Annotated in this window: 20 protein-coding genes; 14 read left to right on the top strand and 6 right to left on the bottom strand. The window is 61.6% G+C overall.

What is annotated here, in order from left to right; all coding sequences use genetic code 11:
- Positions 1-92: 92 nt before the first annotated feature.
- The 3 genes from feaR to paaY form a co-directional block, all read right to left on the bottom strand.
- Positions 93-1007: a transcriptional regulator FeaR gene (feaR, locus tag EJA72_RS26865; RefSeq protein ID WP_157714899.1), complete on the bottom strand. Its 915-nt coding sequence runs from the start codon at positions 1005-1007 to the stop codon at positions 93-95.
- Between the two features lie 85 nt (positions 1008-1092).
- Entirely contained in the window at positions 1093-2016 is a 924-nt protein-coding gene (paaX, locus tag EJA72_RS26870; protein WP_157714900.1) for a phenylacetic acid degradation operon negative regulatory protein PaaX, read from the bottom strand.
- Positions 2017-2224: 208 nt separating this feature from the next.
- Positions 2225-2821, bottom strand: coding sequence for a phenylacetic acid degradation protein PaaY (paaY, locus tag EJA72_RS26875; protein ID WP_157714901.1), 597 nt, complete (start codon positions 2819-2821; stop codon positions 2225-2227).
- Positions 2822-3182: 361 nt separating this feature from the next.
- On the opposite strand from paaY, the gene paaF reads away from it, so the two are divergent.
- The 12 genes from paaF (at position 3183) to paaZ (ending at position 15954) form a co-directional block, all read left to right on the top strand.
- Entirely contained in the window at positions 3183-3956 is a 774-nt protein-coding gene (gene paaF / locus EJA72_RS26880) for a 2,3-dehydroadipyl-CoA hydratase PaaF (RefSeq protein WP_157714902.1), read from the top strand.
- A gap of 48 nt (positions 3957-4004) precedes the next feature.
- Positions 4005-4796 (top strand): 2-(1,2-epoxy-1,2-dihydrophenyl)acetyl-CoA isomerase PaaG, encoded by a 792-nt coding sequence (gene paaG, locus EJA72_RS26885; RefSeq protein WP_157714917.1) that lies wholly within the window; start codon positions 4005-4007, stop codon positions 4794-4796.
- Positions 4797-4799: 3 nt separating this feature from the next.
- Positions 4800-6317 carry a 3-hydroxyacyl-CoA dehydrogenase PaaH gene (paaH, locus tag EJA72_RS26890; protein WP_157714903.1) on the top strand — a complete coding sequence of 506 codons (1518 nt, stop codon included), beginning with the start codon at positions 4800-4802 and terminating at the stop codon, positions 6315-6317.
- On the top strand, positions 6310-6759 hold the full coding sequence (gene paaI / locus EJA72_RS26895) for a hydroxyphenylacetyl-CoA thioesterase PaaI (protein WP_157714904.1): 450 nt from the start codon (positions 6310-6312) through the stop codon (positions 6757-6759). The genes paaH and paaI overlap by 8 nt, the downstream gene beginning before the upstream one ends.
- Positions 6752-7963 (top strand): 3-oxoadipyl-CoA thiolase, encoded by a 1212-nt coding sequence (pcaF, locus tag EJA72_RS26900; protein WP_157714905.1) that lies wholly within the window; start codon positions 6752-6754, stop codon positions 7961-7963. The genes paaI and pcaF overlap by 8 nt, the downstream gene beginning before the upstream one ends.
- A 99-nt stretch (positions 7964-8062) precedes the next feature.
- A complete protein-coding gene (paaK, locus tag EJA72_RS26905) occupies positions 8063-9388 on the top strand; it encodes a phenylacetate--CoA ligase PaaK (protein ID WP_157714906.1) in 1326 nt (441 codons plus the stop codon).
- Between the two features lie 605 nt (positions 9389-9993).
- Positions 9994-10983: a 1,2-phenylacetyl-CoA epoxidase subunit PaaA gene (gene paaA / locus EJA72_RS26910; RefSeq protein ID WP_157714907.1), complete on the top strand. Its 990-nt coding sequence runs from the start codon at positions 9994-9996 to the stop codon at positions 10981-10983.
- A gap of 28 nt (positions 10984-11011) precedes the next feature.
- Positions 11012-11293, top strand: a complete 282-nt coding sequence (paaB, locus tag EJA72_RS26915) for a 1,2-phenylacetyl-CoA epoxidase subunit PaaB (RefSeq protein WP_007943393.1) — start codon at positions 11012-11014, stop codon at positions 11291-11293.
- An 8-nt stretch (positions 11294-11301) separates the two neighbouring features.
- Positions 11302-12063 carry a 1,2-phenylacetyl-CoA epoxidase subunit PaaC gene (paaC, locus tag EJA72_RS26920; protein ID WP_157714908.1) on the top strand — a complete coding sequence of 254 codons (762 nt, stop codon included), beginning with the start codon at positions 11302-11304 and terminating at the stop codon, positions 12061-12063.
- Complete coding sequence (gene paaD / locus EJA72_RS26925; protein ID WP_157714909.1) at positions 12050-12583, top strand: 1,2-phenylacetyl-CoA epoxidase subunit PaaD; 534 nt, start codon at positions 12050-12052, stop codon at positions 12581-12583. The genes paaC and paaD overlap by 14 nt, the downstream gene beginning before the upstream one ends.
- Positions 12584-12614: 31 nt before the next feature.
- Positions 12615-13691, top strand: a complete 1077-nt coding sequence (gene paaE, locus EJA72_RS26930; protein ID WP_157714910.1) for a 1,2-phenylacetyl-CoA epoxidase subunit PaaE — start codon at positions 12615-12617, stop codon at positions 13689-13691.
- A gap of 208 nt (positions 13692-13899) precedes the next feature.
- Positions 13900-15954 carry a phenylacetic acid degradation bifunctional protein PaaZ gene (paaZ, locus tag EJA72_RS26935; protein ID WP_157714911.1) on the top strand — a complete coding sequence of 685 codons (2055 nt, stop codon included), beginning with the start codon at positions 13900-13902 and terminating at the stop codon, positions 15952-15954.
- A gap of 148 nt (positions 15955-16102) precedes the next feature.
- Here paaZ and EJA72_RS26940 read toward each other — a convergent pair whose 3' ends face one another.
- The 3 genes from EJA72_RS26940 to EJA72_RS26950 are packed head-to-tail and all read right to left on the bottom strand — an operon-like array spanning position 16103 to position 19561.
- The gene (locus EJA72_RS26940) at positions 16103-17011 is read right to left on the bottom strand and encodes a LuxR C-terminal-related transcriptional regulator (RefSeq protein WP_157714912.1); all 909 of its coding nucleotides are present in this window, start codon (positions 17009-17011) and stop codon (positions 16103-16105) included.
- Positions 17008-18426 (bottom strand): aminotransferase, encoded by a 1419-nt coding sequence (locus tag EJA72_RS26945; RefSeq protein ID WP_157714913.1) that lies wholly within the window; start codon positions 18424-18426, stop codon positions 17008-17010. Before EJA72_RS26945 ends, EJA72_RS26940 begins: the two co-directional genes overlap by 4 nt.
- A 31-nt stretch (positions 18427-18457) precedes the next feature.
- The gene (locus EJA72_RS26950; RefSeq protein ID WP_157714914.1) at positions 18458-19561 is read right to left on the bottom strand and encodes a polyamine ABC transporter substrate-binding protein; all 1104 of its coding nucleotides are present in this window, start codon (positions 19559-19561) and stop codon (positions 18458-18460) included.
- Between the two features lie 228 nt (positions 19562-19789).
- Here EJA72_RS26950 and EJA72_RS26955 point away from each other — a divergent pair, with 228 nt between their 5' ends.
- Together EJA72_RS26955 and EJA72_RS26960 are read left to right on the top strand one after the other, a co-directional pair.
- Positions 19790-20572 (top strand): enoyl-CoA hydratase, encoded by a 783-nt coding sequence (locus EJA72_RS26955; protein WP_157714915.1) that lies wholly within the window; start codon positions 19790-19792, stop codon positions 20570-20572.
- A complete protein-coding gene (locus EJA72_RS26960; RefSeq protein WP_157714916.1) occupies positions 20569-21750 on the top strand; it encodes an acetyl-CoA C-acyltransferase family protein in 1182 nt (393 codons plus the stop codon). The genes EJA72_RS26955 and EJA72_RS26960 overlap by 4 nt, the downstream gene beginning before the upstream one ends.
- The last annotated feature ends 205 nt before the right edge of the window (positions 21751-21955 follow it).

The raw sequence follows: 21955 nt of genomic DNA on the forward strand, positions 1-21955 counted from the left end.
TTGCTCGCGATGGTGTATCAGGCGCAGTGGTGTCGACTGACACACCATCGCGAGCAAGCTCGCTCCTACAAGGGCGGGGTCGTCTGCTGGATTTACGCGTGTTTCTTGCGGTACTCACCGGGGGAAATGCCAAAACGCGATTTGAACGCCGTGGAAAAATAGCTCGAATCGGAAAAACCCCACGAATAACCCAGTGCCGACAACTTCTGCTCGGTGTGCGTCTGGCGCAGGGATTCGGCGCACAAATCCAGACGGCGATTCTTGATGTACTTCGCGACCACCAAGCCCTTCTTGGCAAACACCCGGTACAGCCCACGGGTCGACATGCCGACTTCTCGCGCCAGCCATTCAGGGCAGAGGTCTTCGGAACGGATGTGCTCATCGATACAGCCCAGGGTCTTGCGGAAGATCCGCTCATGCCCGTCGGTGCAGTCTTCGGTGTGGCTGATGGCCGGGCGCAACAGGCTGATAATCGCGTCCAGGGTCGCTTCGCTTTCCTGGCAACTGAGGCTGTCCTGGCGGGTAGCGTCCAGCACCAGGTGCATGGCCAGTCGGGCGATGGGCGTGCTCGCGGCAATCCGGTGCCCGCACTTGACCTGATTGAAGCGCAGGGTTTGCTCGACCAGACGGGACGGCAAAATCAGCGACAACTGACGCGAGTTTTCACTGTAGGTGAAGTCGCTGGGGCGCGAGGCGTCAATCAGTGTGATATCCCCCGCCGACAGCAATGCCTTGCTGTCCCCCTGGGCCATGCCGGCGGTACCGTCCAACTGGAACACCGCGAAGTACTTGCCGTCTTCGCTGGCCGCCACCTCGGCAGGCGTGCGGTACAAGCGCGCCTGACAGGCATCGACAAAACTGAGCTTCAGCGCGCCGTCCTGATGCTCGCGGATAGAACCGGTAAAACCGGAACCCAGCGGTTGTGCATTAAAGGCACCACAGATCTGGTTGATCTGATGGACCCACTGATCGAATCCATCACGACGTTGAGCAATTGAAGAAATCATGTCTGGCCTCATGCAGGCTTATTTTTATTATCTACACCAACTCACGAGTTCTCCTGAACGGTCACGCTCCCTGGACGCTGGCGGGCTACTTCAGCCCGCCGAACCGTCGATAGAAACTCTCACCCACATCCGGCAACGGACCGTCGGCGGTTTCCAGTGCGCTGTTCAACCATTCCTCGGCCTTGGCGTAGATCAACCGATAGATATTGCGGCACAACTGACGCGCTGCCCGACCTTCCCAATCGCCGGGCAACAACTCGTCCGGCAATTGCGGGTCGCGCAACAGCAGTTTGCGATACTCGTGAATAAGCAGGACCCGTGCCAGGAAGCAGTCCGAAGGCTGCAGGTTTTCCTGCTCGCGAAGTGCTTGCCAGAGCGGTCGGAACAGCTGGATGAACTCGCTGTAATGGGTCGCCAGCTCCTCGATGTTCCAGCTCTCGCGCACCTGCAAACGCAAGGCCTTGGAGGCCAGCACATCTTGCGCGGTGGTCTCGAAGACGATGGTTTCTTCCTGGGCGCCGAGGTCAAGCAAGGTTGCGTTGAGGTCCGCCCGATCAGTGCGCGGGCAGGCCAGTACGGCGGGCGAGATCGCACCAAAACCTTGCCATTCCAGTTCTTCGCGCACTTGTTTGCGCTTGTCCTGGGTCAGCTGCGTCAGCATCACCAGGCACCAGGAGCCATCCCACGCGGGCACCGTGGAGCTGTAGACCCGCTTGAACGCCTTGTCGAAACGCCGGCGACCGGCACCGGTCAGGCTGTAATAGCTGCGGCGGCCGACTTTTTCGGCGGTCAGCCAGCCTTCTTTGGTCAGACGGAAAATCGAGGTGCGGATCAGTCGCTCGTTGATACCGATGGGTTCGAGCAATTGAATCAGGCTGCCCAGCCACACCGTGCCGCCGTGGGGCTCAATGGCATCCCCGTACAACGTGATGATCAGGGAGCTGGCGCGGATCGGCGTCTGCTCCTGGAAACGGGTAATCAGGTGGTTCAAGGGTGTCAGGGACGACATGGGCGTACCGAGCTGAAAAAAAGAAAAGGAATATACCGGTTTCGCAAAGCTCACATGAATCCCTGTAGCAGCTGCCGAAGGCTGCGTCCGGCTGCGCAGCAGTCGTAAAACCGCAAAACGCGATACTGCAGAAAAACCGCATCGTCTGACCGGCGACCGCTTCGCGCTCGAACGCAGCCTTCGGCAGCTGCTACAGGGATCGATTCGCTCATTTTTCCGAGCCCTTCGGCCGCAGGCCACGGTCGCGGATGCGTGGGCGATCGGGTTCTGGTTCGGTCAGCGGTTCGCAGACCTGCATCTGCTCGAGGCAGCGCTTGGCCAGTTGCTGGTACTCGCGGGTGCCCGCCTGTTTCCACGTCACTTCCTCATCGCTGAGGCTGCGCTTGATGCTGGCTGGCGCGCCCATGACCAGCGACTGCTCCGGGCATTCGAACCCGGCCTTGACGAAGGCCGCCGCCGAGACGAATGAACGCGGACCGATGTGCGCATTGTCCATCACCACCGCGTTCATCCCCACCAGCGCATCGGCGCCAATCCGGCAACCGTGCAACACCGCGCCATGACCAATATGACCGTTGCGTTCAACCACCGTATCGCTCTCCGGAAAACCGTGCATCACGCAGGTGTCCTGGAGATTGGCGCCCTCCTCCAGCACGATCCGGCCAAAATCCCCGCGCAGGCTGGCCAGCGGCCCGACATAGCAATGGGCGCCGACGATCACGTCGCCGATCAGCACGGCGGAAGGATGAACGTAAGCGGTGGGGTCAACCACCGGGGTCAAGCCATCAAGGCTGTAGCAGGTCATGAAGCGCTCCCTCTATAGAGCATTTACAAAGCGATGCCGTTGCAGGCTCATTTTGTATCACATCGCTTTTACAATGACAAAGCACAAAAAACCGTATCACTTGTTGCGGCGATATCCGGGACGGTTCTTTTGCCTTGATAAACAAGGACAAAAGCCAATAAAAACAGGGAAAAAATCAACTTCATAGCGCCCTTCAGGCCGCCAACCCCAAACACCATTCCGACCAATGAGACACATTAAATCAATTTCACTATTGCTTTTGCGTATCACGTTGCAGGTATACTCGGCCAAAACCGGCCCACCGTGCCGATCCAATAATGAGCCGGCTCACCGCCGAGCCTGCACCGTGAGGGCATCCGCCATGCCTCTGACCCTTGATGTCGAGATCATCACCCCGGGCGTTCGCCTGATCATCCTGCAACGCCCGCAGGCATTGAACGCCCTGACCACCGAACTGCTCGGCGAACTGGCGGCTGAACTGAACACCGCCCAAGCTGATCCCGACACCCGCGCCGTGGTCCTGACCGGCAGCCGCAAAGCATTTGCGGCGGGTGCCGACATCAAGGAAATGGCCGAGCGCAATCTGGTCGGCATCCTCGACGACCCGCGCCAGGCGTCGTGGCAGGCCATCACCCGCTTCAACAAACCGCTGATCGCCGCCGTCAACGGCTTCGCCCTCGGCGGCGGCTGCGAACTGGCCATGCACGCCGACATCATCATCGCCGGGGAAGACGCGCGCTTCGGCCAGCCTGAAATCAACCTCGGGATCATGCCCGGTGCGGGCGGCACCCAACGCCTGCTGCGCGCCGTCGGCAAATCCATGGCCATGCAAATGGTCCTGACCGGCGAGCCGATCGATGCTCGCCAGGCCCAACGCGCCGGCCTGGTCAGCGAGGTGACGCAACCGGAATTCACCGTCGAACGCGCCGTGCAGATCGCCCGCACCATTGCCGCCAAAGCGCCACTGGCCGTGCGCCTGGCCAAGGAAGCGCTGCTCAAGGCCATGGACACCGACCTCGCCAGCGGCCTGCGGTTCGAACGCCATGCATTCACCGTGCTGGCCGGCACCCGCGACCGCGACGAAGGCATCCAGGCCTTTCAGGAAAAGCGCACGCCGACCTTCACCGGGCAGTAAGTGCGACAGCACACGAATTCGACAGACTTATCAGAGAGCGCCATGACCATGAATTTTGAACACATCCTATTTTCCATCGAGGCCGGCGTCGCCCTGCTCAGCCTCAATCGCCCAGACCAGCTCAACAGCTTCAACACCCAGATGCATGGCGAAGTGAAAGAAGCGCTGAAACAGGTGCGGCAGAACCCGGACGTGCGCGTGCTGATGCTGACCGGCGAAGGTCGCGGCTTTTGCGCCGGGCAAGACCTGAGTGACCGCAACGTCGCGCCGGGCAGCGCCGTGCCGGACCTGGGCGAATCCATCGAGAAGTTCTACAACCCGCTGATCCGCCAACTGCGCGACCTGCCGCTGCCGGTGATCTGCGCGGTCAACGGCGTGGCGGCCGGCGCCGGCGCCAACATCCCGCTGGCTTGCGACCTGGTGCTGGCGGCCCGCTCGGCGAGCTTTATCCAGGCGTTCTGCAAGATCGGCCTGATCCCGGATTCCGGTGGCACCTGGACCTTGCCACGCCTGGTCGGCATGGCCCGCGCCAAGGCCTTGGCCCTGCTCGGCAATCGCCTGACAGCGGAGCAAGCCGAGCAATGGGGGCTGATCTACCGCGTGGTGGACGATGCCGAACTGCGCAATGAAGCCCTGACCCTCGCGCGTCATCTGGCCACACAACCGACCTACGGCCTGGCGCTGATCAAGCGCAGCCTCAACGCCAGCCTGAGCAACACTTTCGACGAACAGCTCGAGCTGGAAAAAGACCTGCAACGCCTGGCTGGCCGCAGCGAAGATTACCGTGAGGGCGTCGGTGCCTTCATGGAAAAACGCAGCCCTAGCTTCAAGGGACGTTGAGCCATGACCGCACTGAACAAAGACGCGCGCATCGCAGTCATCGGCGCCGGCGCCATGGGGGCCGGCATTGCCCAGGTTGCGGCACAATCCGGCCATCAGGTGTTGCTGCTGGACAATCGTCCCGGCGCCGCCGCGCAGGCCATTGACGGCATTGACCGGCAACTGGGCAAGCGCGTCGAGAAAGGCAAGCTCTCGGTCGAGGCCCGGGCCGCGACCATCACTCGCCTGCACGCCGTTGAGGCCATCGAGGCACTGGCCGATTGCGACCTGATCATCGAAGCCATCGTCGAGAATCTCGAGGTCAAGCGCGCGCTGTTCCGCCAGCTGGAAGACATCTGCGGCGAGCATTGCATTCTGGCCAGCAACACCTCGTCGCTGTCGATCACCAGCATCGCCGCGCAGCTCAAGCACCCACACCGCCTGCTCGGCCTGCACTTCTTCAACCCGGCGCCGATCATGGCGCTGGTGGAAATCGTTTCCGGCCTGGCGAGCGATCCCGCCCTGGCGGAGTGTCTGTACGACACCGCGAAAGCCTGGGGCAAAAAACCGGTGCACACCCGTTCGACGCCGGGCTTTATCGTCAACCGCGTCGCCCGACCGTTCTACGCCGAAAGCCTGCGCCTGCTGCAGGAAGGCGCCGCCGATTGTCCGACGCTCGATGCGCTGATGCGTGACGCCGGCGGGTTTGCAATGGGTGCGTTCGAGCTGACCGACCTGATCGGCCACGACGTCAACTACGCGGTGACCTGTTCGGTGTTTGACGCCTATTACGGCGACACGCGGTTCCTGCCTTCGTTGATTCAGAAGGAGTTGGTGGACGCCGGCCGCCTGGGTCGCAAGAGCGGTCACGGTTTCTACAACTACGCGCAAGGTGCCGTACGACCACAACCTGCCATCGTCGGCAGCACACAAATCGTTGAAACCTGCGTCGTGGAAGGCGATCTCGGCATCGCCGACCCGCTGATTTCGCGCCTGCGCGAGCACAACGTCGAGGTCATTCGTCGCGACGGTCAAGGCGTGTTGCGCGTCGGCGATGCGGTGCTGGCCTTGAGTGACGGACGCCTGGCCTGCCAGCGCGCCAAAGAGGACGGGCTGCGTAACCTGATCCTGCTCGACCTGGCCTTCGACTACGAAAAAGCCAGCCGTATCGCGATCAGCTGCCAGGCCGACATCGAGCCAACTGCTCTGGAACAGGGCATTGCGCTGCTGCAGAAAGCCGGTTTCACCGTCAGCCAGCTCAGTGACAGCCCGGCCCTCGCGGTATTGCGCACCGTCGCGATGCTCGCCAACGAAGCCGCCGATGCCCTGCTTCAAGGCGTGGCTTGTGCCGCCGACATCGACCTGGCGATGCGCGCCGGGGTCAATTACCCGCAAGGCCCGCTGGCCTGGGCCGACACCATCGGCCTGTCGCACATCCTCAAGGTGCTGGAAAACCTGCAAGCCGGTTATGGCGAAGAACGCTATCGGCCGTCGCTGCTGTTGCGCCGCCGGGTCGCCGAAGGGAGGACGTTTCATGACTAATCACGAAGCAATGAACCTGGCCAGCGCCTGCGCGCAAGCGCTGTTCCAGCGCGACACCGCCAGCCAGGCGATGGGCATGCGCCTGCTCTCGGCAGCACCGGGCTGTGCCCGCGTGGGCATGACCGTGCGCGCCGACATGATCCAGGGCCACGGCACCTGCCACGGCGGTTACCTGTTCGCCCTCGCCGACTCGGCGTTTGCCTTCGCCTGCAACAGCTACAACGACGCCACCGTCGCCATCGGCTGCAGCATCGATTACATCGCCCCGGCACGCCTGGGCGACACCTTGAATGCCGACTGCACCGAGCAGAGCCGCTCCGGCCGCACGGGCAACTACGACGTTCGCATTGAAAACCAACTGGGCCAGCTGATCGCGCTGTTCCATGGCAAATCCTACAAAGTGCGCGGCACGGTGCTCGCGCAGGAGACCCCGAATGAATGACGCCTTGATCATCGACGCCGTGCGCACCCCCATCGGTCGCTACGCCGGAGCCTTGAGCAGCGTGCGTGCCGACGACCTCGGCGCAGTGCCGCTGCGCGAACTGCTGCGTCGTCACCCGCAAGTCGACTGGAACGCGGTGGATGACGTGATCTACGGCTGCGCCAACCAGGCCGGCGAAGACAACCGCAACGTCGCGCGCATGTCGGCGCTGCTGGCCGGATTGCCGGTCAGCGTGCCGGGCACCACGCTCAATCGTTTGTGCGGTTCCGGACTGGATGCCATCGGCACCGCAGCGCGGGCGATCCGTTGCGGCGAAGCCGGGCTGATGCTGGTCGGTGGCGTCGAATCGATGTCCCGCGCACCGCTGGTGATGGGCAAGGCCGAGCAGGCGTTTTCCCGTGACGCCCAGGTCTACGACACCACCATCGGCTGGCGCTTCGTCAATCCGCTGATGAAGAAGACGTTCGGCATCGACTCCATGCCGGAGACGGCCGAGAACGTCGCCGAGCAGTTCAACATTTCCCGTGCCGACCAGGACGCCTTCGCCCTGCGCAGCCAGCAACGCGCCGGCGCAGCCCAGGCCAGCGGGCGCCTGGCCAAGGAAATCGTCGCAGTCGAAATCCCCCAGCGCAAAGGCCCGACCAAGGTCGTCGAGCACGACGAACACCCACGCGGCGACACCACGCTGGAACAACTGCAGAAGCTCGGCACGCCATTCCGCGAAGGCGGCAGCATCACCGCCGGCAATGCGTCCGGGGTCAATGACGGCGCCTGCGCGCTGCTGCTGGCCAGCCCGGAAGCCGCCAAACGCCACGGCCTGAAGGCTCGCGGCCGGGTAGTGGCCATGGCCACCGCCGGTGTCGAGCCGCGCATCATGGGCATCGGCCCGGTACCGGCAACCCGCAAGGTGCTGGAACTGGCCCACCTGAGCCTCGCCGACATGGACGTGATCGAACTCAACGAAGCCTTCGCCGCGCAAGGCCTGGCGGTGCTGCGCGAACTGGGCCTGAGCGACACCGACCCGCGGGTCAACCCCAACGGCGGCGCGATTGCCCTGGGCCATCCGCTGGGCATGAGCGGTGCGCGGCTGGTGACCACCGCCCTGCACGAACTGGAAGAGCGTCAGGGTCGCTACGCCTTGTGCACCATGTGCATCGGCGTCGGCCAGGGCATCGCGCTGATCATCGAGCGCTTGTCCGACTAAAGAATCGCGATTCCCGAGGTGCCGAGAGGTATCCTTGGGGCATGCACTCAAAGCCCCGCTGCGGCCGGGCCGGAACACAAAAATAATTCGAGTGAAGTTATGAACATGCCAATTGCCAAAGCCATGCTTGATCCTGTGCTGGACCCGCTGGAAACCGCCAGCATCGACGAACTGCGTCAACACCAGCTGGATCGCCTGCGCTGGAGCCTGAACCACGCCTACAACAATGTCCCGCTGTACCGTCAACGCTTCGATGCGCTGGGCGTGCACCCGGATGACATCAAATCCCTGGAAGACCTGGCGAAGTTTCCGTTCACCACCAAAACCGACCTGCGCGACAACTACCCCTACGGCATGTTCGCCGTACCAATGAACGACGTGGTCCGCCTGCACGCGTCCAGCGGCACCACCGGCAAGCCGACGGTCGTGGGGTATACCCAGAACGACATCGATACCTGGGCCAACGTGGTCGCGCGCTCCATTCGCGCCGCCGGCGGGCGTCGTGGCGACAAAGTGCATATTTCCTACGGCTACGGCCTGTTCACCGGCGGCCTCGGCGCGCACTACGGCGCTGAACGCCTCGGGTGCACAGTGATTCCGATGTCCGGTGGTCAGACGGAGAAACAGGTACAGCTGATCAAGGATTTCCAGCCGGACATCATCATGGTCACGCCGTCGTACATGCTCAACATCGCCGATGAAATCGAGCGCCAGGGCATCGACCCGCACAAACTGGCCCTGCGCCTGGGCATCTTCGGCGCCGAGCCGTGGACCGGGGAACTGCGCAGCGCCATCGAGAACCGCCTGGGCATCACCGCCCTGGACATTTACGGGCTTTCGGAAATCATGGGACCGGGCGTCGCCATGGAATGCGCGGAAACCAAAGACGGGCCGACCATCTGGGAAGACCACTTCTACCCGGAAATCATCGATCCGGTCACCGGCGAAGTACTGCCGGACGGGCAGATGGGCGAGCTGGTGTTCACGTCCCTGAGCAAAGAAGCCCTGCCGATGATCCGCTACCGCACCCGCGACCTGACGCGCCTGCTGCCAGGGACTGCGCGGCCGATGCGACGCATCGACAAAATCACCGGGCGCAGCGATGACATGCTGATCATTCGCGGCGTGAACGTGTTCCCGACGCAAATCGAGGAGCAGGTCCTTAAAATCAAACAGCTTTCAGAGTGTTACGAGATCCATCTGTATCGCAACGGCAACCTGGACAGCGTTGATGTGCATGTGGAGCTGAAAGCTGAACACCAACACCTCAGCGAAGACCAGCAGAAGGCTGTCTGCGGCGAGCTGAGCAAACACATCAAGACGTACATCGGGATCAGTTCGCGGATCGTTTTGCAGCCGATGCATTCGATCAAGCGATCGGAAGGCAAGGCCTGCCACGTGATGGATAAACGTCCTAAAGCATGACTGCTGCACCCCTTTGAGCCCCGCTGATGCGGGGTTTTTTTTGCCTTTTTTCCAATACCCCGCGGTGATCTCAAGTTCATCGCGAGCAAGCTCAGCTCCTACAGAGACAGCGCAATACCTGTGGGAGCGAGCCTGCTCGCGATGGTCGTTAACGATGACGCGGGCTGTCTGATGGAACGCGTTGGCCGGGCGTTTTTCGCGAGCAAGCTCGCTCCTACAGAGACAGCGCAATACCTGTGGGAGCGAGCCTGCTCGCGATGGTCGTTAACGATGACGCGGGCTGCCTGATGGAACGCGTTGGCCGGGCGTTTTTCGCGAGCAAGCTCGCTCCTACAGAAGAGCAAAGCAGATTGGGCGCGCACCCGCTTCTCACCACTCAACAGGCCGAGTGTCAGCTCGACTGCAGCTTTTGATCTTGATCCACCCGCCCCGTCGGGAGGCTGAGTGGAGGTGTTCATCCCTCAAAACCCCACTCACAAACCAACCACTCATCCCAAAGCGATACAAAAACACATACTACACGTAATTTTCCGTTTGATATTAATTTCCGTATCGCTTATAAAGTTCTCCATGCCCTCGATCAGATTCAAGGCGGGAGACCCCTCATGTACGCACAGCTCGTAGAAACCGGCGTAAAGCGCATCAAAGACCTCTCGGAAATGTCCGAACAGGAACGCGCCTTCCAGGAAAAAATCGATTCAGAAATCAAGATCGAAGCCAAAAACTGGATGCCTGATGCCTATCGCCAAACCCTGATTCGCCAAATCTCCCAGCACGCCCACTCCGAAATAGTCGGCATGCTGCCCGAAGGCAACTGGGTCACCCGCGCCCCTTCGCTCAAACGTAAATTGCAACTGATGGCCAAGATCCAGGACGAAGCCGGTCACGGCCTGTACCTCTACAGCGCCATGGAAACCCTGGGTGCCGACCGCGATGAAGAAATCGCCAAGCTGCACAACGGCAAGGCCAAGTACTCGAGCATCTTCAATTACCCGACGCTGAACTGGGCGGACATGGGCGCAGTGGGCTGGCTGGTGGATGGCGCCGCCATCGTCAACCAGGTGGTGCTGCAGCGCACGTCCTACGGCCCCTACTCCCGGGCCATGGTGCGCATCTGCAAGGAAGAAAGTTTCCACCAGCGCCAGGGCTACGAAATCCTCCTGACCATGATGCGTCACGGCACTCAGGCGCAAAAAGACATGGTCCAGGACGCGATTAACCGCCTGTGGTGGCCATCGCTGATGATGTTCGGCCCAAGCGACGAACACTCGCCAAACAGCGCCCAGTCCATGGCCTGGAAAATCAAGCGCCAGAGCAACGACGAACTGCGCCAGCGCTTCATCGACCAGACCATCCCGCAGCTCGAGCTGCTGGGCTGCACCTGCCCCGATCCCGACCTGAAGTGGAACGCCGAGCGCGGTCACTACGACTTCGGCGACATCCAGTGGGACGAGTTCTACGAAGTGCTCAAGGGCAATGGCCCGTGCAACCAGGAACGCGTCGCCACCCGCCGCAAGGCAATCGAAGACGGTGCCTGGGTCCGCGAAGCCGCGGTCGCCCATGCACGCAAAAAACAGAACAAGAACGCCGCCTGATTCGGCCACCTGATGTGGAGTCACTGAAATGTCTGAATGGACCCTTTTCGAAGTCTTCGTGCGCAGCAAGCACGGTCTCAACCACAAGCATGTCGGCAGCGTGCATGCCGCCGACACCACCATGGCCATCGAGAATGCGCGCGAGTTGTACACACGTCGCAGCGAAGGCGTGAGCCTGTGGGTCGTGCCATCGGCACTGATCACCGCCTCGTCGCCGGATGAAAAAGACCCGCTGTTCGACCCGTCGGACGACAAGGTTTATCGCCACGCCAGCTTCTACGAGTTGCCGGCCGAAGTCGGGCACATGTGAGGTCGACCATGAATTCCAAGACTGATCTGATCGAATACCTGCTGCGCCTCGGCGACAGTGCCCTGATCCAGGGCCAGCGCCTGTGCCAATGGTGCGGCAAGGCGCCGGCGCTGGAAGAAGAGCTGGCGCTGATGAACGTCGGCCTCGACCTCGTCGGCCAGGCACGCAACTGGCTGGAATACGCCGCCGAACTGCTGGACGACGGTCGCGATGCCGATCACCTGGCGTTCCGCCGCGACGAGCGCGCCTATCGCAATTTGCTGCTGGTGGAACAACCCAACGGCGATTACGCGGTGACCATCCTCAAGCAGTTCCTGTACGACGCCTGGCACCTCGAAGTGCTCAAAGGCCTGAGCCAGTCCAGTGACGAACGCATTGCCGGGATCGCCGCCAAGGCGGTCAAGGAAGTCACCTATCACCTGCGCCGCTCCGGCGAATGGGTCGAGCGTCTGGGCGACGGCACCGAAGAAAGCCATCAGCGCATGTTGGCGGCGATTCCCGAGGTCTGGCGCTTTACCGTTGAACTGATCGCCGCCGATGACAGCGAACAGCGCCTGTGCGCAGCCGGCATCACGCCGGACATCGCCACCGTCGCCGCCGCGTGGCAAGCCAAGGTCAACCAGATTTTCGCCAGCGCCACCCTGCCCGTGCCTGCTGCACCCAGCTATTTCTACCTGAATGCGCGCAAGGGCCTGCACACCGAACACCTCGGCATTCTGTTGGCCGAGATGCAATTCCTGCCACGAGCATACCCCGATGCAACCTGGTGAGCTGATCGCCAGCGACCTCGGCGCCCGGCCGGCACAACCGACCGACCTGGCCGCTGCGTGGGCAACCCTGGCGCACGTCATGGACCCGGAAGTGCCGGTGGTCAGCGTGGTCGACCTCGGCATCGTGCGCGAACTCGACTGGCAAGCCGGGCACCTGCACGTGGTGGTCACGCCGACCTACTCCGGTTGCCCCGCCACCGAAGTGATCGAAAGCGATATCCGTGACGCCCTGGAGCTGGCCGGTTTCAAGGCGCCGCAACTGGAACGCCAATTGACCCCGGCGTGGACCACCGACTGGATCACCGCCAGCGGTCGCGAGCGCCTGCGCGCCTACGGCATCGCCCCGCCCGACGGCAGCACCAGCAAGCGCAGCCTGCTCGGTGAGAGCCCGGTGATCGCCTGCCCGCAATGCGGCAGCGTCCACACCGAAGTGCTCAGCGAGTTCGGTTCCACCGCGTGCAAGGCGTTGTACCGCTGCGTCGATTGCCGGGAACCGTTCGACTATTTCAAGTGCATCTGAGCGGCGTCGTCCGTCCAGCCGGAGAACAACAATGAGCAAGTTTCATAGCCTGACCATCAAGGACGTACGCGCCGAGACCCGTGACGCGGTGTCCATCGCTTTCGATATTCCGCAGGAGCTGCAAGACAGCTTCCACTTCACCCAGGGCCAGCACCTGGTGGTGCGCACCCAACTGGACGGCGAAGAAGTGCGCCGCTCGTACTCGATCTGCACCGGCGTCAATGATGGTGAACTGCGTGTCGCGGTCAAGCGTGTGGCCGGCGGTCGTTTCTCTGCGTTCGCCAACGAACAGCTGAAAGCCGGGCACGCCCTGGAAGTCATGCCGCCCGCCGGGCATTTCAGCGTTGAGCTCGACCCGACTCGCCACGGCAACTACCTGGCGGTTGCGGCGGGCAGCGGCATCACGCCGATCCTGTCGATCATCAAGACTACCCTGGAAACCGAGCCGAACAGCCGCGTCACCCTGCTGTACGGCAACCGTTCCAGCTCCGGCGCACTGTTTCGCGAACAGCTGGAAGACCTGAAAAACCGTTACTTGCAGCGCCTGAATTTGATCTTCGTGTTCAGTCGCGAGCAGCAGGACGTCGACTTGTACAACGGCCGGATCAACGCCGAGAAATGCGAGCAGCTGTTCTCCCGCTGGCTCGACGTCAAAGCCCTCGACGCGGCGTTCATCTGCGGCCCGCAGGAAATGACCGAGACCGTGCGTGACAGCCTCAAGACCAAAGGCATGGCGCCTGAGCGCATCCACTTCGAACTGTTTGCCGCCGCCGGCAGCCAGCAGAAACGCGAAGCCCGTGAAGCCGCCCGGCAAGTGGATGCCGCCGTCAGCCAGATCACCGTGATCAGCGACGGCCGCGCCCTCGCCTTCGACCTGCCGCGCAACAGCCAAAGCATCCTCGATGCCGGCAATGCCCAAGGCGCCGAACTGCCTTACTCGTGCAAGGCCGGCGTGTGCTCGACCTGCAAATGCAAGGTCATCGAGGGCGAAGTCGAGATGGACAGCAACCACGCCCTGGAAGATTACGAAGTCGCCGCCGGTTACGTGCTGTCGTGCCAGGCCTTCCCGATCAGCGACAAAGTGGTGCTGGATTTCGATCAGCTCTGAAAAACACACAAATACCTGTGGCGAGGGAGCTTGCTCCCGCTCGGCCGTGCAGCAGCCGCAAACCCGCTGGACTCGGTTTATCTGACCCAATCGAACCCACCCTTTTGGGGTCGCTTCGCAACCCAGCGGGAGCAAGCTCCCTCGCCACAGTAGAACTCAGTTTATCCGGCACCGCGCCATGCCCATTTTGAATTCAGGAGCACACTCAATGCCTCACGCCCCTACCCTGCAAAGCTTCATCGCCGGTCGCTGGATCGGCCAGCAAGGCGCACAAATCCTGCGCAGCGCCATCGATGGCCATGAAATTGCGCGCACCCACGAAGAGCGCCCGGATTTCGCCGAAGCCGTCGAGCACGGTCGCCGCCAGGGCATCACTGGCCTGATGGCGCTGGACTTCCAGCAACGGGCCCAACGCCTGAAAGCCCTGGCCCTGTACCTGAGCGAACGCAAAGAACAGCTTTACGCGATCTCCCACCACAGTGGCGCGACCCGCGCTGACAGCTGGATCGACATCGAAGGCGGCAACAGCACGCTGTTCACCTACGCCAGCCTCGGTTCACGTGAATTGCCGTCGGGCAACGTCGTCCACGAAGGCCCGGCGATGCAGCTGAGCAAGCTCGGCACCTTCGCCGGCACGCACATTCTGGTGCCACGCGGCGGCCTGGCGGTGCACATCAACGCCTTCAACTTCCCGATCTGGGGCATGCTGGAAAAATTTGCGCCGAGCTTCCTCGCGGGCATGCCGTGCATCGTCAAGCCGGCCAGCGCCACCAGCTACCTGACCGAAGCCGTGGTGCGTCTGATGGACGAATCCGGTTTGCTGCCGGCGGGCAGCCTGCAATTGATCATCGGCGGCACCGGCGATCTGCTGGATCGCCTGCAAGGCCAGGACGTGGTGACCTTTACCGGTTCCGCCGACACCGCAGCCAAGCTGCGGGTCAACCCGAACCTGATCCGCAACTCGGTGCCATTCAACGCCGAAGCCGACTCGCTGAACTGCGCGATTCTCGCCCCGGATGTCAGCCCGGACGACGAAGAGTTCGAGCTGTTCATCAAGGAAGTGGCCCGCGAGATGACTACCAAGGCCGGGCAGAAATGCACCGCCATCCGCCGCGCGATCGTCCCGGCCAAACACATCGACGCCGTCGCCACCCGTTTGCGTGATCGCCTGAAGAAAGTCGTGGTCGGTGACCCGTCCGTCGAAGGTGTGCGCATGGGCGCGCTGGCCTCCCACGATCAACAGAAAGACGTCGCCGAACGCCTGGAAAGCCTGCTGCAAAGCAGCGACCTGCTGTTCGGTGCTCGTGATGGTTTCGAACCACGCGGTGAAAACGTCAGCCAGGGTGCGTTCTTCGCCCCGACCTTGCTGCAAGCCCGCGACCCGCACGCCGAAGGCGGCGCCCACGATATCGAAGCGTTCGGCCCGGTCAGCACGCTGATGGCTTACGACGATCTGGACGAAGCCCTGGCCTTGGCCGCGCGCGGCAAAGGCAGCCTCGTGGCGAGTTTGATCACCAAGGACCCACAGATCGCCGCCAAGGCCATCCCGGTGGCGGCCGCCTTGCACGGTCGTTTGCTGGTGCTGGACCGCGAGTCCGCCGGCGAATCCACCGGCCACGGCTCGCCATTGCCACAACTCAAGCACGGCGGCCCGGGGCGTGCCGGCGGCGGTGAGGAACTCGGCGGTCTGCGTGCGGTGAAACACTACCTGCAACGGGCCGCGGTGCAAGGCTCGCCGACCATGCTGGCGGCGGTCACCGGCGAATACGTGCGCGGCGCCAAGGTCATCGAAACCGAGGTGCACCCGTTCCGTCGCTTCTTCCAGGACCTGCAGGTCGGCGAGTCGTTGCTGACCCACCGTCGCACCGTGACCGAGGCCGATCTGGTGAACTTCGGCTGCCTGTCCGGCGATCACTTCTACATGCACTTCGACGACATCGCCGCGAAGGAATCGCAGTTCGGCAAGCGTATTGCCCACGGTTATTTCGTGCTGTCGGCGGCGGCAGGTCTGTTTGTGTCTCCAGCACCGGGCCCGGTATTGGCCAACTACGGCCTGGACACCTTGCGCTTCATCAACCCGGTGGGCATCGGCGACACGATCCAGGCGCGCCTGACGTGCAAACGCAAGATCGACCAGGGTAAAAAGAGCCCGCAAGGGATTCCGCAAGGCGTGGTGGCGTGGGATGTGGAAGTCACCAACCAGCTCGGTGAGCTGGTCGCGAGTTACGACATTCTGACCCTGGTGGTGAAACGCGAAGATTGACCCTGAAGGTTGGCCACAACCCCGTGGCCAACCACCATCCCCTGTAGGAGCGAGCCTGCTCGCGATAGCGGTGTGTCAGCAATATTGATGTCGACTGACACATCGCTATCGCGAGCAGGCTCGCTCCTACAGGGGGTTCGGGTGGGAGTTAATGCTTACGCAACCACTCAATAAACAACGCAAACAACTCCGACTGCGAACCGATATTCAGCTTCAAATAAAGATTCTTGCGGTGCATGCGCACCGTCTCCGGCGAGATACTCATCTGGCCTGCCGTGGATTTCACCGAGTGCCCCCTGAGCACCATGTGCGCCACTTCCCGCTCGCGTTCCGTCAACACCTCACACCCGAATTGCTCGAACGCCGACTGCACCCGGTGCTTGAGATCATCGCGCAAGCCTTGATCGTTGCTGCTCTGGATTTCGCTACTACGCTGCAAGCCTCGCTGACTGAACTCGCTGACAAACTCGCGCACCAGCGGTTCGACGGCGCGCAGCAGGTTCAGGTGTTCGACCCGCAGGCATTCACCGCCGAAACCTTGAAAGAGGCTGACGGAAATCTTCGTGTCGTTGCCGGTGTCGACGATGTAGTAGCTGTCTTCCGAACAACCCGCGTTCAGGTAGTAAGTCTTGTAGTAATCACTGTCGAAGAAATTGTCCGGCGCAATTTCCTCCAGGTGATAGAAGCCTTGCGCCAACCCCTGCTCCACCGCCAGGCAGAACGGGTCAAGCAAATAGCCGCCGGAAAAATAGCGCTCCAGAATCGAGACCTGATACTCCTCGGCGATGCCGCGCTGATGCAGCAACTGCGGCGCGCGGTCCTTGCGCTCCAGGCTGATCATCATCGACTCGATGGACACCAGCTGCGCCAGCGCTGACGCCAGGTATTGCAGCGCGTCAGGCTCGTCGATATGGGCGAATGCCTCGCGCATTCCCCCATGCCATTTGTGCAATGCCCCGAAGGGCATTGCGATCAGCGTATCGTCGTTTGGTTTGCTCATGACCCGCAGTCTAGCGGGTGAGCAGGCCCTTGGTAAAAGCCTGACTGTAGAAGTCATTGCCCGAAATACTGGCCGCTCTGCTCAAGCTCGGCCGCCACTTCCAGGATGCACACCCGCAGTGTCTCGACGATTTCATCGACCTGGGCCACCGTCAGGATCAACGGCGGCGACATCACGTTGAGGTGCATGATCGGCCGCACCAGCAACCCACGGGCCTGCGCCCTGGAATGGATCATTTCGCCGATGTTGATCTCGTCGGCAAACAACGCCTTGGTACGTTTGTCGGCGACAAACTCGACACAGGCCATCAGTTTCTGACAGCGCACGTCGCCCACCAGCGGCAAATCCCTCAAGGTCGCCAGGCGCTCTTCCAGGTAAGCGCCGACCACGTCGACATGCTCCAGCAGGTGTTCGCGTTCGATGATTTCGATGTTTTTCAGCGCCGCGGTGCAGCACACCGGATGGCCGCTGTAGGTGAAGCCATGGGTGAAGCAGCGACCCTTGCCGGGCTCGGCGATGACCTTCCAGATGCGGTCGGAAAAGATGCACGCACCCAGCGGCAGATAAGCCGAGGTCAGGCCCTTGGCGGTGGTGATGATGTCCGGTTGAACATCGAACACGTCCTTTGAAGCAAAGAACTTGCCCAGGCGTCCGAACGAGGTCACCACTTCATCGGCGACGAACAGGATGTCGTAACGCTGGCAGACTTCCCACATGCGCTTCAGATAACCCTTGGGCGGAATGATCACCCCGCCCGAGCCCATGATCGGCTCGGCAAAAAAGCCCGCGACCTTGTCCGCGCCGATGGACAAAATCTTGTCTTCGAACTCCTTGATCAGGAACTCCAAAAACTGCACCTCGTCCATGCCGTCCGGTGCGCGGTACGGGTTGGGGTTGGAAACGTGATGAATCCGGTCGTTGGCGTAATCGAATTCCGGCACACGGTCGGCGGCCTTGTTGCCGATCGACATCGTCAGCGTGGTGGAACCGTGATACGCATTGAAGCGCGCAATGATGTGCTTCTTTTCCGGTTTGCCACGGCAGTTTTGATAGTACTGAATCAGGCGGTACGCGGTGTCCACGGCGGTCGACCCGCCCGTGGTCAGGAACACGTGATCGAGATCCCCCGGCGCCAGGCTGGCGAGCTTTTCGCACAGCTGGATGGCGACGTTGTTGGACATGTCGCAAAACGGGTTCGAATAGGCCAGTTGCCGCACCTGGTCGGCAATCGCCAGCGCCATTTCCTCGCGGCCCAGGCCGATGTTCGTGCACCACATCCCGCCCACGGCGTCGAGGTACCGTTTGCCCTGGGTGTCGTAAATGTAAGCACCGTCGCCGGCCACAATGTTCAGCGAACCTTGCTCGGCGTGTTCGTCGAACACGTGATAGCCGTGCATGTAGTGGGCTTTATCCGCCTTCACCAAGTGAGCTTCTTCAGCGGCGGACAATACTTGCTTAGTTGGAGTAGCCATACCAAAAACCTCGAACCGAATAATTGAACGATCAGATCCCGCTCTTCACCGTGCTCCAGACTCGCGTGATGGCGCGCATGTCTTTTGCATCCTGGGTTTTTTGCGGAAACAGCCGCTGACGGATTTCGTCATCGGGATAGATCGCCGGGTTGTTGCGCACACTCGCGTTCAGCAAGGGCGTGGCCGCCGCGTTACTGTTGGCGTAATTGATGTAGTCACTCACGTCAGCCATCACTTGGGGCTGCATCAGGTACTGAAGAAACTTATGCGCATTGGCGACATGCGGTGCGTCGGCCGGTATGTACATATTGTCGAACCAGATCAGCGAACCTTCCTTGGGAATGAAGTAGGCCAGGTTGATCTTCAGCTTGGCTTCTTCGGCACGGGCCATGGCCGTCGCGTAGTCGCCGGACCAGGTCATGGACATGCACACATCACCGTTGGGCAGGCTGGTCAGGTAATTGACCGAGTCGAACTTGCGAATGTAGGGGCGCACGGACAACAGCAACTCTTGCGCGGCTTTCAAGTCCGCTGGCGCGGCACTTCGCGGGTCTCGTCCGAGGTATTGCAGGGCCAGTGGAATGACTTCGGTCGGGGCATCGAGCAAGGTGACGCCGCAGTCTGCGAAACGCGAAACGATCTTTGGATCGAAGATCATTGCCAGCGAACCGATCGGCGCGTCCGGCATGCGTTCCTTGATCTTGTCGACGTTGTAAGTAATGCCGTTACTGCCCCAGGTATAGGGCGCGGAATATTGGGTCCCGGCGTCATAGCCCTGCAAGTCGTGCAGGACTTTCGGGTCAAGGTTGCTCCAGCCCGGCAGCAGGTTCTTGTCCAGTGGCTGGAACACTTTGGCCTGGATCAGCGGCGGTGCGAGGGACGCATTCAATACAACGAGGTCGTAACCGGAGTGGCCCGTGAGCAATTTCGCCTGGACCGTCTCGTACGCATCAAAGGTGTCGTAAATAACCTTGATGCCGCTGGCCTTTTCAAAGTCCGAAATGGTCTTTTCGCCAATGTAATCCGCCCAGTTATATAACCGCAGCGTATTGGCCTCATTGACGTCAGCGGCGTTGACGCTGACCGATAGAGGGACAAGGAACACACTGAAAATCAACTTGAATGCCTTGCGCATAACAAATTCACCTTAACAGGCAGGTTCCGTTCTGGATGACCGGATGAATCCACTATTGAGCGATTCGGCAAACGGCACCATACCCCGAATGGGTGTGTGAAGCGGCTGGCGGGCCAGGCGAAGCCGCAACATGGCAAAAAGAAGCAGCTGCGTTGACCCGTTTTGTCATAGCTCCCGTGCCGGCCGGGCGCTTAGAGTGGCCGACGCACCGATTATCCAGGGCACGCCATGAACGACCTGATCAAACAACAACGAAGCGACGGCGTACTGACGCTGACCCTCGACCGCCCCGACAAGCTCAACGCGCTGAACAACGCCATGTACACGCAGCTGGCAGACCTGTTGCTGGCAGCGGACGAAGACAACGCGGTCCAGGTGATGATCATCAGCGGCGGCCCGACCTGTTTTACCAGCGGTAACGATCTGGAGGATTTTCTCCAGCACCCGCCGACTCACCTCGACAGTCCGGCCTTTCGCCTGATGCGCGTTGTTACCCATCTGCAAAAACCGCTGATTGCAGCGGTGTGCGGGGCAGCCATCGGCATCGGCACCACGCTGCTGTTGCATTGCGATCAGGTGCTGGTCACGCGCAACGCCAAGCTGCGCATGCCATTCGTGAACCTGGGCCTGTGCCCGGAGTTTGGCGCCAGCCTGTTGTTGCCTCGTCTGGTCGGCCACGCCCGTGCCGCGCGCCTGCTGCTGTGGGGCGACAGCCTCGACGGCACCGCCGCCGTGGCGTGTGGCTTGGCCAATGAAGCGTTCGACGATGGCGAGCAATGCCTGGAAGCTGCACAGAAAACGGCCCGGCGATTGCTGGCACAGCCTCTGGAGGCCATGCGCCAGACCCGGCAATTGCTCAAACAGCCATTGATGACCGAACTGCAGGCCACCATCCGCCAGGAAAACCTGCTGTTCATCGACCGCTTGAACAGTCCTGAAGCGCAAGCGGCGTTGAACGCCATACTTAATCGCAGTACAGAAAAGAACTCATCCAAAGGAAAGTCGTCATGAACACCCCAGAAGTTTTTGTAGTCAGCGCTGCGCGCACCGCCATCGGCACCTTCGGCGGTTCGCTCAAGGACGTTCCCCTGGCCGATCTGGCGACCACGGCCGTCTCGGCTGCCCTGCAACGTTCCGGCGTGGACCCGTCGCAGGTCGGCCACCTGGTGATGGGCAACGTGATCCCGACCGACACCCGCGATGCGTACATTGCCCGCGTGGCCGCGATGAACGCCGGCCTGCCGAAAGAAACCCCGGCCTACAACGTCAACCGCCTGTGCGGTTCCGGCCTGCAAGCCATCATCAGCGCGGCCCAGACCTTGCTGCTGGGCGACGCCGAAATCGCCGTCGGCGCCGGTGCCGAGTCCATGAGCCGCGGCCCGTACCTGCTCCCGTCCGCCCGCTGGGGTGCGCGCATGGGTAACGTCCAGGCCATCGACTACATGCTGGGCATCCTGCATGACCCGTTCCATGGCATCCACATGGGCATCACCGCCGAGAACGTGGCCGAGCGCAACGGCATCACCCGTGAAATGCAGGACGCCCTGGCCCTCGAAGACCAGAAGCGCGCCGCGTTTGCGATTGCCAATGGTTACTTCAGCGAGCAGATCGCGGCCGTTGAGATCCGTGATCGCAAAGAGACCAAGCTGTTCAGCGTCGACGAGCATCCACGCAATACCTCGCTGGAGCAGCTGGCGCAGATGAAGCCGGCGTTCAAGAAAGACGGTTCGGTGACGGCCGGTAATGCTTCGGGTTTGAACGATGGCGCTGCTGCGTTGGTGATGGCGACTGGCAGTGCGGTTCAGATGAATAACTTGCGGCCTCTGGCTCGTCTGGTCAGCTATGCGCATGCCGGTGTCGAGCCTGAGTTGATGGGCCTGGGTCCGATTCCTGCTACGCGCCTGGCGCTGAAACGTGCCGGTTTGACGGTGGCGGATCTGGATGTGATCGAGGCCAACATTGCGTTCGCGGCTCAGGCGTGTGCGGTGAGCCAGGAGCTGGATCTGGACCCGGCCAAGGTCAACCCGAACGGTTCGGGTATTTCCCTTGGGCACCCGGTGGGCGCGACGGGGGCGATTATTGCGACCAAGGCGATTCACGAATTGCACCGGGTTAAGGGCCGGTATGCGTTGGTGACGATGTGCATTGGTGGTGGTCAGGGGATTGCGGCGATTTTTGAGCGGGTTTGAGTTTTTTGAGGTGGGGGCATATCCGATGCTGCGGTTGTTGCGGCTGACGGTTTCGCCCTTACGGCGAGTCACTTGGAGAAGCGCCAAGTAACCAAGCGCTCTTGCCCCTTTCGTTCGGTGCCTCGCCTAGGCTCGGCATGCCCTCGCTCCGGTCCTGCTCCGTGGGCCCGCCGCCATCGGCCATCCATGGCCGGGGGCGGCTAAC

Origin of the sequence: Pseudomonas sp. PB120, from assembly GCF_009761815.1 — a bacterium.
Taxonomy (GTDB): domain Bacteria; phylum Pseudomonadota; class Gammaproteobacteria; order Pseudomonadales; family Pseudomonadaceae; genus Aquipseudomonas.